Annotated in this window: 15 protein-coding genes and 1 pseudogene; 8 read left to right on the forward strand and 8 right to left on the reverse strand. The window is 66.8% G+C overall.

From position 1 onward, the window contains the following. A pseudogene (locus tag BRAO375_RS38345) lies at positions 1–247 on the forward strand (hypothetical protein); the annotation flags it as partial. Between the two features lie 252 nt (positions 248–499). Here the strand turns inward: BRAO375_RS38345 and BRAO375_RS04565 are convergent. The 5 genes from BRAO375_RS04565 to BRAO375_RS04585 all read right to left on the reverse strand — a co-directional run bounded on the left by BRAO375_RS04565 (position 500) and on the right by BRAO375_RS04585 (position 6,051). Beyond that, positions 500–1,030, reverse strand: coding sequence for an REP-associated tyrosine transposase (locus BRAO375_RS04565; RefSeq protein WP_009026279.1), 531 nt, complete (start codon positions 1,028–1,030; stop codon positions 500–502). 174 nt (positions 1,031–1,204) lie between these two features. Then, the gene (gene uvrB / locus BRAO375_RS04570; RefSeq protein WP_009026281.1) at positions 1,205–4,258 is read right to left on the reverse strand and encodes an excinuclease ABC subunit UvrB; all 3,054 of its coding nucleotides are present in this window, start codon (positions 4,256–4,258) and stop codon (positions 1,205–1,207) included. Between the two features lie 189 nt (positions 4,259–4,447). After that, complete coding sequence (locus BRAO375_RS04575) at positions 4,448–4,630, reverse strand: hypothetical protein (RefSeq protein WP_009026282.1); 183 nt, start codon at positions 4,628–4,630, stop codon at positions 4,448–4,450. A gap of 219 nt (positions 4,631–4,849) precedes the next feature. Further along, entirely contained in the window at positions 4,850–5,062 is a 213-nt protein-coding gene (locus tag BRAO375_RS04580; protein ID WP_035638937.1) for a hypothetical protein, read from the reverse strand. 65 nt (positions 5,063–5,127) lie between these two features. Beyond that, positions 5,128–6,051, reverse strand: coding sequence for a LysR substrate-binding domain-containing protein (locus tag BRAO375_RS04585; protein ID WP_009026284.1), 924 nt, complete (start codon positions 6,049–6,051; stop codon positions 5,128–5,130). A 92-nt stretch (positions 6,052–6,143) separates the two neighbouring features. Here BRAO375_RS04585 and BRAO375_RS04590 point away from each other — a divergent pair, with 92 nt between their 5' ends. From BRAO375_RS04590 to BRAO375_RS04600, 3 genes are read left to right on the forward strand one after another with little or no spacing between them, the layout of a single operon-like run. Beyond that, complete coding sequence (locus BRAO375_RS04590) at positions 6,144–6,905, forward strand: sulfite exporter TauE/SafE family protein (protein WP_009026285.1); 762 nt, start codon at positions 6,144–6,146, stop codon at positions 6,903–6,905. A gap of 7 nt (positions 6,906–6,912) precedes the next feature. Further along, entirely contained in the window at positions 6,913–7,146 is a 234-nt protein-coding gene (locus BRAO375_RS04595; protein ID WP_009026286.1) for a hypothetical protein, read from the forward strand. A gap of 32 nt (positions 7,147–7,178) precedes the next feature. Next, entirely contained in the window at positions 7,179–7,874 is a 696-nt protein-coding gene (locus BRAO375_RS04600) for a glutathione S-transferase family protein (protein WP_009026287.1), read from the forward strand. 20 nt (positions 7,875–7,894) lie between these two features. On the opposite strand, the gene BRAO375_RS04605 is transcribed toward BRAO375_RS04600, so the two are convergent. Then, entirely contained in the window at positions 7,895–8,662 is a 768-nt protein-coding gene (locus tag BRAO375_RS04605) for a crotonase/enoyl-CoA hydratase family protein (protein WP_009026288.1), read from the reverse strand. Positions 8,663–8,759: 97 nt separating this feature from the next. Here BRAO375_RS04605 and BRAO375_RS04610 point away from each other — a divergent pair, with 97 nt between their 5' ends. Beyond that, a complete protein-coding gene (locus BRAO375_RS04610; RefSeq protein ID WP_009026289.1) occupies positions 8,760–9,368 on the forward strand; it encodes a TetR/AcrR family transcriptional regulator in 609 nt (202 codons plus the stop codon). Here BRAO375_RS04610 and BRAO375_RS04615 read toward each other — a convergent pair. Both BRAO375_RS04615 and BRAO375_RS36040 read right to left on the reverse strand, forming a co-directional pair. Continuing rightward, entirely contained in the window at positions 9,365–10,051 is a 687-nt protein-coding gene (locus BRAO375_RS04615) for an HAD family hydrolase (RefSeq protein WP_009026290.1), read from the reverse strand. The two genes, BRAO375_RS04610 and BRAO375_RS04615, sit on opposite strands and share 4 nt — an antisense overlap. Beyond that, positions 10,048–10,269 carry a cysteine-rich CWC family protein gene (locus tag BRAO375_RS36040; RefSeq protein ID WP_009026291.1) on the reverse strand — a complete coding sequence of 74 codons (222 nt, stop codon included), beginning with the start codon at positions 10,267–10,269 and terminating at the stop codon, positions 10,048–10,050. The genes BRAO375_RS04615 and BRAO375_RS36040 overlap by 4 nt, the downstream gene beginning before the upstream one ends. A gap of 142 nt (positions 10,270–10,411) precedes the next feature. Here BRAO375_RS36040 and BRAO375_RS04620 point away from each other — a divergent pair, with 142 nt between their 5' ends. The 3 genes from BRAO375_RS04620 (at position 10,412) to hmuQ (ending at position 13,638) form a co-directional block, all read left to right on the forward strand. After that, positions 10,412–11,935, forward strand: a complete 1,524-nt coding sequence (locus BRAO375_RS04620; RefSeq protein WP_009026292.1) for a DUF1800 domain-containing protein — start codon at positions 10,412–10,414, stop codon at positions 11,933–11,935. Next, positions 11,932–13,155, forward strand: a complete 1,224-nt coding sequence (locus BRAO375_RS04625) for a DUF1501 domain-containing protein (RefSeq protein WP_009026293.1) — start codon at positions 11,932–11,934, stop codon at positions 13,153–13,155. The genes BRAO375_RS04620 and BRAO375_RS04625 overlap by 4 nt, the downstream gene beginning before the upstream one ends. Positions 13,156–13,317: 162 nt before the next feature. After that, positions 13,318–13,638: a heme-degrading protein HmuQ gene (gene hmuQ, locus BRAO375_RS04630; RefSeq protein WP_009026294.1), complete on the forward strand. Its 321-nt coding sequence runs from the start codon at positions 13,318–13,320 to the stop codon at positions 13,636–13,638. Positions 13,639–13,750: the final 112 nt, after the last annotated feature.

The following is a 13,750-nucleotide window of genomic DNA, read 5'->3' on the forward strand; positions in this document are numbered from 1 at the left end:
TCTGGCCGAGCACGCCCGGCCTTCCCCGCGCGATGGTTTTGACGGCTGCTTCGCGTTCTCCCCGGTGCGCCGGGCTGTCTGGCCACCGTTGCCCGCGCGACGCGTGATGCGCCGGCGCAAGCGTGATACCAGCATCGGGGTATCAGGACCGCGCGACTTGACCGTGCAGGCCGGATCGTTCGTCGGCGCAAATCACTTCACGCTGCGACCCGACATGCCCACCGCATTCCGCTGCCGACGTCCGTGACGACCGCGATACGTCCCCTCCGACGCAACGGAACGGCCGGGAGAGTAATGCTGATTTGGCGAAAGTGCCAAGCGATTTATATTAATCAGAATGTCTTGACTGATTTTCAGGGGCCATGCTGATTTGCCCGACGAGCAGATGCGGCGGATTACGGCTTCGCCTAATCCGCCCTACGCACCCGCTCCGTAGGGCGGATTAGCGCAGCGTAATCCGCCATCGCCCCGCGCAAACACTTCGAGAGGGGAGGAACGATCATCGCTCCCCAAACTCTCCGCTGACGGCGGCATCACCGGCCCAATCGCTCGGAAACAGCCCTGTGCGGACATCGCGATGGAATGACGAATGAGGCCAGTCGGCCACACGGCTGACGAGACCATGCTTCACGGGATTGATGTAGCAATACTCCACGTGGCGAGCGTAGTCGTCCTCGTCGCGGATCAGATGCTCCCAAAATCGGCGCTGCCAGATGCCCCGCTCTCCATTTCCAAGACGAACGGGGCTCAGGCGTTCAGTTCTTGGCAGCTCCCGTGCGAACCGATTCTTGATCAGCCGCCAGCGCGTTGAGAAATCGGCATCGTCCGGCGGCAGGGTCCAGATAGCGTGGAGATGATCCGGCATGACGACGAAGGCATCGATCTCGAAAGGGTAACTCTCCCTCGTCGCAGCAACGGCCGAACGCAGGAGATCGATGTGCTCGATCAGCAGACCAAGACGCCGATCGAGGAGGTTTACGGTGAAAAACCAACAGCCGCCTGGAACGAATGCGCGACGATAGTTGGGCATGGGCTCGAAGCCAGCGTCGAGATGATGGCCAGCCTAATGATGCGAATGGGTCGAGACAAGCTCGGACGATGGATGCGTCTGCGTGGCGGCGGATTACGGCTTCGCCTAATCCGCCCTACGCACCGCTCTGTAGGGCGGATTAGCGCAGCGTAATCCGCCATCCTTGGCATAGACCTACCGCTTCTTCCACCCACCTCGCTTGCCCGGCGCGCCGCCGGTCGAACGTGGAGCCGGCCCGAATTCCGGGCCGGACTCGCGCGAGTTGGTCGGCTGGATGATCTTGCTATTGCCGCCGAACGGCTTGGGCGGCAGTTTGGCGTTGGGGCGGTAGGGCAGGGACTCCGGGCCGTGCATCTCGTCGAGATGCGGCTTGTGGACTTTGGAGGTGGAGGATCCACCGGTGATGTCGGCGACGGAGGGCAACAGGGGATCGCGCTCGCGCGACTTCGCGCCGCGCGCAGACGCGCCGCCGCGGCCTTTCATCGCCGTGGTCGGCAGGTTGGCGGCGTCGCCGTATTTCTTGGCGCCGGCATAGGCACCGGCCTTGCCTTGCACGGTGCGCTGCTTGGCGGTGGGGTCGTCGACCACCGCGAGCTCGGTGGCGCGCAGGCGCTTGACCTCGTCGCGGAGGCGGGCGGCCTCTTCGAAGTTCAAATCGGCGGCGGCCTCGCGCATGCGGGTTTCGAGATCGGCCAGCACGGCCTCGAAATTGTGCCCGATCGAAATGACGTCGTCGGTGGTGGTGCCGCCGCCGGTCTCGATCAGCACGTGGTCGCGCTCATAGACCGAGTTGAGGATGTCGCCGATCGACTTCTTCACGCTCTCCGGCGTGATGCCATGGGCGTTGTTGTACTCGACCTGCTTCTCGCGGCGGCGCGTGGTCTCGGCCATCGCGCGCTCCATCGAGCCCGTCACCTGGTCGGCGTAGAGGATCACCTTGCCGTCGACGTTGCGCGCGGCGCGGCCGATGGTCTGGATCAGCGAGGTCTCGCTGCGCAGGAATCCTTCCTTGTCGGCGTCGAGGATCGCGACCAGGGCGCATTCGGGAATGTCGAGACCCTCGCGCAGCAGGTTGATGCCGACCAGCGCGTCGAACGCGCCGAGGCGGAGGTCCCGGATGATCTCGATGCGCTCGATGGTGTCGATGTCGCTGTGCATGTAGCGGACGCGGATGCCCTGCTCGTGCAGATACTCCGTGAGGTCTTCGGCCATGCGCTTGGTCAGCACGGTGATCAGCGAGCGATAGCCCTTCTGCGCCGTGGCGCGGACCTCGCCGAGCAGATCGTCGACCTGGGTGCGGGCCGGCCTGATATCCACGGGCGGATCGATCAGCCCGGTCGGGCGGATGACCTGCTCGACGAACACGCCGCCGGCCTCGTTCAACTCCCAGCCGCCGGGCGTCGCGGACACCGCGACGGTCTGCGGCCGCATCATGTCCCATTCCTCGAACCGCAGCGGCCGGTTGTCCATGCAGGAGGGCAGGCGGAAGCCGTATTCGGCCAACGTCGCCTTGCGGCGGAAGTCGCCGCGGAACATGCCGCCGATCTGCGGGATGGTGACGTGGCTCTCGTCGGCGAACACCAGCGCGTTGTCCGGCACGTATTCGAACAGGGTCGGCGGCGGCTCGCCGGGCAGGCGTCCGGTGAGATAGCGCGAGTAGTTCTCGATGCCCGCGCAGCTGCCGGTCGCCTCCATCATCTCCAGGTCGAAGGTGGTGCGCTGCTCCAGCCGCTGCGCCTCGAGCAGGCGGCCCTGCGCGTGCAGCTGGTCAAGCCGGATCTTCAGCTCGTGCTTGATCGACTTCATCGCCTGCACCAGGGTCGGGCGCGGCGTCACATAGTGCGAATTGGCGTAGACCTTGATGAACTCCAGCTCGTCCTGCTTGTGGCCGGTGAGCGGGTCGAACTCCTCGATGTTCTCGACGGTGTCGCCGAACAGGTTCACGCGCCAGGCGCGGTCCTCATAGTGTGCCGGGAAGATGTCGATGATGTCGCCCCTGACCCGAAAGGTGCCGCGGGTAAAATCGTGCTGGGTGCGCTTGTATTGCAAAGCGACGAGATCGGCGATCAGCTGGCGCTGGTCGATGCGCTCGCCCTTCTTCAGCGCGAAGGTCATCGCGGTGTAGGTCTCGACCGAGCCGATACCGTAGATGCAGGACACCGAGGCGACGATGATGACGTCGTCGCGCTCCAGCAGCGCGCGCGTCGCGGCGTGGCGCATCCGGTCGATCTGCTCGTTGATCGAGGAATCCTTCTCGATATAGGTGTCGGTTCTGGGGACGTAGGCTTCGGGCTGGTAGTAGTCGTAATAGGAGACGAAATACTCGACCGCGTTGTCGGGGAAGAAGCTCTTGAACTCGCCATAGAGCTGGGCTGCGAGCGTCTTGTTCGGCGCGAGGATGATGGCCGGGCGCTGCGTCGCCTCGATCACCTTGGCCATGGTGTAGGTCTTGCCCGAGCCGGTGACGCCGAGCAGCACCTGGGTGCGGTCGTTGCGCGCGACGCCCTCGACCAGCTCCTTGATCGCCTGCGGCTGGTCGCCCTTCGGCTCATAGGCCGACTTGATCTCGAAGCGGACGCCGCCCTCGCTCTTCTCCGGGCGCGGCGGGCGGTGCGGGGTCCACACCTTCAGCGAGCCGTCGTCCTTGCGGAACTCGGGACGGCCCTCGCGGATCAGCGCCTCCAGCGCTTCCGCGGTGGCCTTGACGCCCAGCGCCTCCATCTTGTTGCGCGGCGGACGGGCGAGCGCCTCATCGTCATCCTCGGCCGTGGGCAGGCCGAGCTGGCGTGCCAGCTCCGGGTCGAGCGTGGGGATCGTGGCGGAGGTGCCGTAATTGGCCTGCGGGGCCTCAGAAAGGCCGGAGAGCTCCGTGCCGTCATCCCTCGCGCGCGCGCCGGCCGGCTGCGGATTCGGCCGCAGCGGCATGGCGCGGTCGGCACTGTCGCGCGCGGCGACGTCGGCGCTCTTGTCCCTTGTCGACGCCCGCGCGCGATGCGCGGCGGCCTCGCCGCCGCTACGACGGTCCCAGGAATTGTCCGGCGGCGGCTGCAAACCGGTTGACGAGCCGATGCCGCTCTCGCCACGGTTGATGGCGGGATTGAGCAGCTCGGCGAGCGCCGGCGCGATCGGCTGGACATCCGGGCGATGCGCCTTCGATTTGGGCGCGCGGCCGGGCTTCTTCGCGGTATCCTTGACCGTGGTCTTGGGAGTGTCGGGGGTCTTCGCCATGGCCCGAATATGGGACCGATGGCGGCGACATGAAAGAGTGAACGCGCCCCGCTCAACGACCCTGCTGACAGCAGGTTGGCAGCAGCGTCTGTGGATAAGCCGCTCGGACTCACCGGCGACCGCCTGGGGGCGATCGCCGGAACTGAGCGCCCGGGAGCGGTGGACGCCGAAATGATCAGCTGCCGATCGTCAGTGGCGGGTCGGCGGATCGACGATGTCGAGATGGACGCCGTGACAGGCGATGCATTGCAGGGCCCAATATTCGGAGCCGCCGCGGCCGTTGATAACGCTGAGGATGCTCAGTTCCGCATCGCAGTCCGGGCATCGCGTGCGAACCGAATAAGTGAGGTGTTTGAGGGCAGGCTCAGCCATGAATTGCAGTCCGCATTACGAATACACTCGGCATTTCGAATTGGCGTTTTGAATGTCGGCTCGGAGCGTCAGATTTTGAAGCGTTCGAATTTGAAGCGTTCGATTGCAGCGTTGAAGTGGACTCTCTGAGCCCTCACTCTCGGAGATTGCTCCACGCTGCGCTATCCGTCTTTTCCCGGGGTTCGAGCGATATCCTTCAGTGGCTGCAAATTCGCCGCACTATCTCCACCGTTTGCGGAACCGATCGATGTGACTCTTCGCGTCGGCGATCGCCATATCTGCATCCGACCATGCAAAGCCGACTTCGAGAGAGGGAAACGAGACACCATTGATCACCACGGGAGTCATGTCAGCGCGACGAATCCGCGCGTGCCACAAGCCTTTTCCTGCCTCGAATGGCTCGATGGCGAAATCCTCGTACAAGTACGTCATTGCCCAGTCCTGATGTCCCGAACGGCAATGACAGCATGGATACGTCTCGGCAAATGTGAAGAGGTTCACACGTCGGCGTCTTTTTTCATCGCGTCCTTGCGCGGCGCGTTCCGTCTGGCGGATTGCGCGGCGGCGCGGATGATCCAGCGCCGAAATGCGGTGAAATCACGCTGCCCCGATTGAAAGCTGCGGTAGACCAAGTACCAGCGCTCGCCTTTGGGGACGGTCAGCGCAAACGGTGCAACCAGCCGTCCTGCCGCGAGATCGTCGTCGATATAGGGGCGGATGCCCATGGCGACGCCGAGGCCGTCGATGGCGGCCTGCAGCGCATGGCCGTAGTACTGGAACTCGGTGCCGCGCGCGGTCACCCGGGTGATGCCGGCGGCCTTGAGCCACAACGGCCAGTCCTCGGCGGCGTGGGAGACGCGCAGCAGGCTTGGACCCTTGAGATCGGCCGGCCGCTTCAGCGTCGCTGCGAGCCGTGGCGTGCAGACCGGCACGAGGTCGGCGGCGAACAGCGGCTCGGCGACGAGGCCGGGCCAGGCGCCGTCGCCGAGCCGGATGCCGCAGCTCCAGTCGTCGCCGAACGGCACCGCCGCGCCACCGGTGGTGATGCGGACCTCGATGTCCGGTTCCACTTTCCGGAAGTCGGCGAGCCGCGGGATCAGCCATTTCATCGCGAAGGTCGGGCCGACGCCGAGCGTCAGCACGCGCATCGACGACGGCGCCATGATCTGCGCGGTCAGGCTCGACAGCGCATCGAAGATCGGCGTCAGCCCGCCCTGATAGGCGCGGCCCGCGGCAGTCAGCGCCAGCCGGTTGGCCTTGCGCTCGAACAGCACCACGCCGAGGCGCTGCTCGAGCAGGTTGACCATCCGGCTGATCGCGGCCGCGGAAACGTTGAGCTCGGTCCCGGCGGCCGCGAAGCTGCCGGTGCGGGCGGCCGCCTCGAAGGCCTTGATGCCGTTCAGGAACAGAAGCCGCCGCATGCGAGCCCTCAGGAAAACTGATGGAGGCCAAGATAACTCGGTTTGCGCAGCCGCCGCCAGTGCGAGATTGTTGCTGCGAGAGGAGATCAGCCATGACGCCCGTCCTGATTGCAGCGCTCGGATTGCTGATGGTGGCGACGGCGTTCCTGTCCGGCCTGTTCGGCATGGCTGGCGGGCTGATCCTGATCGGCGTGCTGCTCGCGCTGATGCCGCTGCCGGCGGCGATGGTGCTGCACGCGATCACGCAGATGGCCTCGAATGGCTGGCGCGCCGTGCTGTGGCGCCGGCACATCCGCTGGCGGCCGGTCGCGGTCTATCTGATCGGCTGTGCGCTGGCGCTCGGCGCGTGGTCGCTGGTGCGCTACGTGCCGGACAAGCCGGCGGCGCTGCTGCTGCTCGGCGTCACGCCGTTCATGGCGCGGCTGATGCCGGCCTCGCTGAAGCCCGATCCGGAGAGCGTCTGGCAGGGTGCGACGTACGGCATGATCTGCATGGGCCTGATGCTGATGACCGGCGTGTCCGGCCCGCTGCTCGACACCTTCTTCCTCGGCGCGCGCTTCGATCGCCGGTCGATCGTGGCCACCAAGGCGACCTGCCAGGTCGCGAGCCATCTCACGAAGCTGATCTATTTCGGCGGGATCATCGATCAGGCCGCGGGCCTCGATCCCGTGCTCGCCCTCGTTGCGATCGCCGCATCGATGCTCGGCACCACGCTGGCGCGGCGGCTGCTGGAGGCGATGAGCGAGCAGCAGTTCCGGACCTGGGCCAGCCGCATCATCACGGCGGTCGCGAGCTACTACATCCTCTATGGCGGCTGGCTGCTGCTCGCGCAGCGCTCCGTCGCCGCGGAATGAGGGACGCATGAGCGCAGATCCGCTGGTGCTGGACTTCGTCGAATGGATCGCGCGTGCGTCGCGCAGCCACGCCGAGGTGGTCGCGACCTGGCGCACCAGCTGCCCGCGACTGACCGTGTGGGAGGATGCCGCCGATCTCGGCTATGTCGCGCGCGAGGCGATCGCGGGGGCCGGCCTCTTCATCATTGTCACCGACGCCGGCGCGCAGCTGCTGCGCGACAACGGCCGTGTCCTGGGCTAGAACCGATCCATCAAGGGGAGGATCGACCGGGCATGGCACTGAAGCTGTTCGAACTCGTTGGGACCGATGCGGGGCGTCCGTTCAGCCCATTCTGCTGGCGCACGCGGATGGCGCTGGCGCACAAGGGCCTGAGCGCCGAGACCATTCCGTGGCGCTTCACCGAGAAGAGCGCGATCGCGGCGCACGGCTCGGAAAAGGTGCCGGTGATGCTCGACGGCGAGCGCGCCGTGGCCGATTCCTGGGTGATCGCGAACTATCTCGAGGACAATTATCCGGACCGTCCGTCGCTGTTCGGCGGCCCCGGTGGCCGCGCGATGGCGCGCTTCATGAACGCCTGGGGCGACATTGCCGTCGTCGGCGGCATCTTCCCGCTGATCATCGCCGACATCCCCAAGAACCTCGCCGCCGAGGATGCCGCCTATTTCCGCGCATCGCGCGAGGCGCGGTTCGGCAAGAGCCTTGAGGACATCATGGCCGCGCGCGACCAGGCCGTGATCGGCTTCCGCCGCTCGCTTGAGCCGCTGCGCCAGACCCTGAAGACGCAAGCCTTCATCGGCGGCGACGCGCCCGATTATGCCGACTACATCGTGTTCGGCGGCTTCCAATGGGCGCGCGTGGTCAGCCCGTTCAAGCTGCTGGAGGAGAGCGACAGCATCTACGCCTGGCGCGAGCGGCTGCTCGACGCCTTTGATGGCCTGGCGCGCAAGTCGCCGGGATTTCCAGCCTAGACGCTAGGCGCGGGCCGCGATCAGCGGTCGCGCCACGCCGCCAATCCTTGCTCCAGATCGCACCCGCCGACCAGGCGGGCGAACTGCTCGCTCTCGAGCTGCAGCCCTTCGCCGATCGCCATGTTGAGGCCGCGCGTCGTTGCGGTGAGGACGCTGGCAACGGCGTCGGGCCCATGGCGGATGATGCGCGCCGCCAGTGCGCGTGACGCCGGAAGCAGCTGATCGTGCGGCACCACCGCGTTGACGAGGCCGATCTCCAACGCGCGCTGCGGCGTGAACGGATCGCCGGTCAGGAGCAATTCGAGCCCGCGCTTGCGCCCGACCAGCCGGGGCAGGCGCTGCGTGCCGCCGAAGGTCGGCGGCATGCCGAGCCGGATCTCGGGCTTGGCGAAGCTGGCACGATCGCTGGCGACCGCCAGATGCACCGCTTCGGTGATCTCGCAGCCGCCGCCGAAGGCGAGCCCGTTCACGGCGGCAATGACGGGCTTCTGAAACGCCTCGAGCCGCGCGGTCATCGCCTGGCCGCGCCGCACGAAGTCGCGCAGCGCCGTGGCGCGGCCCTGGCGGACGCTTTCCGAGAATTCGTGAATGTCGGCGCCGGCCGAGAAGGCGCGATCTCCGGCGCCGGTGAGGATCACGGCCCGGATGTTGGAATCGGTCTCGATGCGGTCGAGCACGGCCGTCAGCGCGTCGATCAGGGCATAGCTCAGCGCATTCAGCCGCTCTGGCCGGTTCAGCCTGAGCAAGGCGATACGATCGGAGACGTGAAGCAGGACGGGATCTGTCATGGCGGGTCTCGCGGGCTGGCGGTCGGTGCAGCGAAGACTAGGCGCGAGCACGACCGAGGTATATTCACTGGTCAGTATACATCGACCGAGCGCTGCCATGGCCCGTTCCTCCGATCCGACCCGGACCCGCATCCTGACCGCCGCGAGCCGGCTGTTCTATGCCGAGGGCATCCGCGCGGTCAGCGTCGATGCCGTTGCCGAGAACGCCGGCATCACCAAGAAGACGCTGTACTATCACTTCCGCAGCAAGGACGATCTCGTCGCCGCCTATCTCGCCGCGCGCGACCAGCCGAACCTCGTGCTGTTCAAGCGCTGGTTCGACGAAGCCGAGGGCGCCTTGCCGGACAAGGTCGCGGCGATCTTCCGCCATCTCGCCAAGGCTGCGCGGCACCCGAAATGGCGCGGCTGCGGCTTCCTGCGCACGACGGCGGAGCTCGCCAATCTGCCGGGTCATCCCGCGATCAAGATCGGCGCCGCGCACAAGAAGAAGTTCGAGGCCTGGCTGCAGGCGACGTTCGCCGAGGCGGGTATCGAAAGCGCGGGCGAGCTGGCGCGGCAGATGCTGCTGCTGCTCGACGGCTCGTTCGCAGTCGTGCTGCTGCACCGGGACGCCAGCTATATGGAGACGGCGGGTGAGGCCGCGCGGGCGCTGGTCCAGGCGGCGCTGCCGCGGCGAATGAGAGCGGCGCCGCAGCGTTCGCGCTAGCCCGCCGTCGGCATCGACGGCAGGCGCATGCCGAGCATCTCGCGCACGGCATCGAGGTGCGGCAGCACGGCGACGCATTTCTCGCGCGACTGATCGGTGGGCGGCACGATGTCCGGCACCATCAGCGTGATCGCGCCGGCGGCGTGGGCCGCGGCGACGCCGGGATTGGAATCCTCGATCGCGACGCAGGCGGGCGCCCGGGTCCGCAGCCGCTCCGCCGCGAGCAGATAGAGATCCGGATGCGGCTTGGCGCGGCTGACATCGTCGCGCGTCAGCACCGCGTCGAAGCGGTGGTCGATGCCCGCCAGCCGCAGATGTTCGCCCGCCGTGCTGCGCGACGACGAGGTGACGACGGCCTTCGGCAGACCGGCCGCCTCGATGGCATCGAGCAGGTCGATGACGCCTTGCTTCAGCGGCATGCCGGCCTGGAGGATCTCGGCGGTCTTGGCCGCGAACAGCCGGTTGACCTCGACGAGCGGAAAATTGTCGCCGAAATGATCGCGCAAGGTGCGCTCATTGTCCGGTCCGGGGATGCCGATCATGGCATGGCAGAGCTCGGTGACGCCGTCGGTGTAGCCGAGCGCATTGATCGCCGCGATCGAGGCTTCGAGATAAACCTTCTCGGTGTCGAGCAGGGTTCCGTCCATGTCGAGCAGAACGGCTTCGACGTGCCAGCGCGTCACGAGGTCGCCTCCGATGTGCGGGCGAGAGTCGTGAGGCATGTGACGCACAGGCAGTCCTTGAACGGATTCTGCCCGGCCTTCGGCAGCGGGAGGCGCACGGTCTCGTGAAAGCACCAGCAGTCGCCATGGGGATCGCAGGTGAACTCCGTGCCGCACGACTCGCAGGTCAGCTTTCGCGCGGTAACGTTTGCTAAACGATTTGTCACGTTCGGAACCACGCGCGGCGCGCTCTTTTCACGTCCGGTTCATCTGCTCGGACAAGTATAGTGCTTTGCAACACCGGGCGCCAGCACAGCGGTATCGAACCGTCTCATGATGCCGGCGCACTCACTTTGGCGCAGAACTTGATGAGGGCGTGGCATGGCGCGTGATCCGCAGGCGGCACTCGTCGCGTTGAACCGCTTCGGTTTCGGCGCGCGCGGCGGCGCTTCGGGCGATCTGGTCAATGCGGCGGCGGACCCGCTTGGCTTCGTCAAGGCCGAGCTTGGCCGGCCCACGGGCGCGCTGCTCGAGCTGCCAGGTCTGCAGGGAACCCCCGCGCTCGCCGACGCGGTATTTGCCTATCAGGATGAGGTGAAGCGGGCGCGTGAAGCGGCGGCAAAATCGGAGCCATCGGCAGAGCCGCCCGGCCAAACACGCGGTCTGTCGATGAATGGCGCCGACACACAGCCGGCTGCGGCCCCGTCAACGCCGACAGGCACCGGCACGATGGCGGCCGGCGAGCCGGCCATGCAGGCGCCCGCCAAGCCATCGCAACCGCAGCAGCCGCCGAACGTCGTTCAGAAGACGTTTCGCATGGAAGCGCTGGCGCGGCTGCAGCGCGCGGTGCTCGCCGATTGCGGCGTCACCGAACGCCTGGTGGCGTTCTGGTCGAACCATTTCTGCATCTCGGCCGGCAAGGGCGAACTGGCGCGGATGTGGGCCGGCGCGTTCGAGCGCGAGGCGATCCGCCCGCATGTGCTCGGGCGGTTCGCCGACATGCTGAAGGCGGTCGAGCAGCATCCGGCCATGCTGTTCTTTCTCGACAATCAAGAATCGCTCGGCCCGGATTCGCGAGCCGGCCAGAATCGCAAGCGTGGCCTCAACGAGAATCTCGCACGCGAGATCATGGAGCTGCATACGCTCGGCGTCGGTGGCGGTTACACTCAGGAAGACGTCACGTCGCTGGCGCGCATCATCACCGGCTGGAGCTTTGGCCGCCGCAACGGCCGCAATGGCGCGCCGGGCAGCTTCGTGTTCAATGCCAACGCCCATCAACCGGGGCCGCAGACCTTGCTGGGCAAGGTCTATCAGGACGACGGCGTCGCGCAGGGCGAGGCGGCGCTCGCCGACATCGCGCGGCATCCCTCGACCGCGAAGTTCATCGCCACCAAGCTCGTCCGTCATTTCGTCGCCGATGATCCGCCGCCCGCGCTGGTCGCGCGGCTGGAGGCCGTGTTCAAGAAGAGCGACGGCGACCTGAAAGCGATGACGCTGGCGCTCGTCGACTCCGACGAGGCCTGGTCGGCGCCGCTGACCAAGATCCGCTCGCCCTATGAGTTCCTCATTGCGGGAGGCCGACTGCTGGCGAGGGTGCCCGAGGATCCCGGCTTCTATCTGAACTCGCTCAATGCGCTGGGGCAGCCGTTGTGGGCGCCGGCCGGACCGAACGGATTTGCCGACAGCAATGCGATGTGGGCAGCGCCCGAGGGCATGAAGCTGCGGCTCGACATTTCCGCGCAGCTCGGCGCGCGCCTCGGCAACAATCTCGATCCCCGCGACCTGCTCGAGCTCGTCGCGGGCGATGCCGCCTCGACCGAGACGCGGCGCACGATAGAGCGTGCGGAATCGCGCCAGCAGGCGCTGGCGCTGCTGCTGATGTCGCCGGAATTCCAGAGGAGATGACGATGGATCAGATCAGGACGACGCTGCTGACCTCGCGACGCCATCTGCTGCTGGCGGGCGCGTCCTTCGCCGCTTGGGGGTATTTGCCGAAATTTGCCCGCGCTGCCGACCAGCGCGATCCGCGGTTGATCGTCGTCATCCTGCGCGGCGCGCTCGATGGGCTCGCCACCGTGGCGCCGATCGGCGATCCCGACTACGCCGGGCTGCATGGCGCGATCGCGCTCGCGGCGGATGGACCGCATCCGGCGCTGCCGCTCGATGCGTTTTTCGCGCTGCATCCGTCGATGCCGGAGTTTGCCCGCATGGTTCGCGACAAGCAGGCCGCGGTGATTCATGCGGTCGCGACGCCGTATCGCGAGCGCTCGCATTTCGACGGGCAGGACGTGCTCGAAAGTGGATTTGCCGGTCCGGGCCGCGTGCAATCCGGTTGGCTCAACCGCGCGCTCGAGGTGCTGCCGCGCGGGCCGCGCGTCTCCGGCGCGCTCGCGGTCGGGCCGACCGCGCCGCTGGTGCTACGTGGCGCCGCGCCCACCGTGGGCTGGGCACCGGTGACCTTGCCGCAGGCCGACGACGACACGGCCATGCGCCTGGTCGATCTCTATGCGCATCGCGATCCCGCCTTGGCGTCGGCGCTGTCGCAAGGATTGAAGCTCGAGAAGGTCGCATTCGGCGACGACATGAAGTCGAAGCCGGGCGGCAACCAGATCGCGGCGATGCGCCAGGTGGCGCGCGGCGCGGCCAAGCTGATGGCGGCCGATGACGGTCCGCGCATCGCGGCGCTGGCGTTCGACGGGTGGGACACGCATGCCAATGAAGGCGGCGCGGTCGGCCGCCTCGCGCAGCTGCTGTCAGGCCTCGACGGCGCGCTCGCCGAGTTCGAGAGCGGGCTGGGCGCGCATTGGCGCGATACGGTGATCGTCGTCGCGACCGAGTTCGGGCGAACCGCGAAGATCAACGGCACACAGGGCACCGATCATGGCACCGGCACGATCGCGCTGCTCGCCGGGGGCGCCGTAAAGGGCGGCCGCGTGATCGCCGATTGGCCGACGCTCAAAATGGCGAGCCTGTATCAGGGCCGGGACCTCGCGCCGACCACCGATCTGCGCGCGGTGTTCAAGGGCGTGCTCGCCGATCATCTCGGCGTCAGCGAGCGCGCGCTCAGTAACTCCGTTTTTCCCGAGAGCGCGGCCGTGAAGCCGATGAAGGGGCTGGTGGCGTAGGGCCTGCGCGTCGCTCCCGATCCACCATCGGCCACGCAAGATGGCGATCGCGAACCATCGATCGCGCAGGACATTGCCACCTCGGTGACGATCGCCGCAGGCGCATCGCGGCGCGAACTCTGCTATTCCTGGGCTCAGCGGCACATCATCCAGGAGATCAGCATGTTCATCGCCATGAATCGTTTTCGCGTCGCCAAGGGCTCGGAGGCCGCCTTCGAGCAGGTCTGGCTGTCGCGCGACAGCCATCTCGACAAGGTGCCCGGCTTCGTCGAGTTTCATCTGCTGAAAGGCCCGGAGGCCGAGGACCACACGCTCTACGCCTCGCACACCATCTGGGCTTCGAAGACTGCCTTCGAGGACTGGACCAAGTCCGAAGCCTTCCGCATGGCCCACAAGGGCGCCGGCGACAACAAGCCGCTCTATCTCGGTCCGCCACAGTTTGAAGGGTTCGAGGTGCGGCAGACCGTGGGCGGAAAGAAGTAGCTGTCCGCGAAGATTGAGGCGCTCTACCAACTCCGACGGAGTAACCTCTCCCCGCTCTGCGGCTCGACATGAAGGTGAGCGATCGCTCAAAGCAGCACTTCCCGTGCCGCTG

The sequence above is a fragment of the Bradyrhizobium sp. ORS 375 genome (genome assembly GCF_000239775.1).
GTDB lineage: Bacteria > Pseudomonadota > Alphaproteobacteria > Rhizobiales > Xanthobacteraceae > Bradyrhizobium.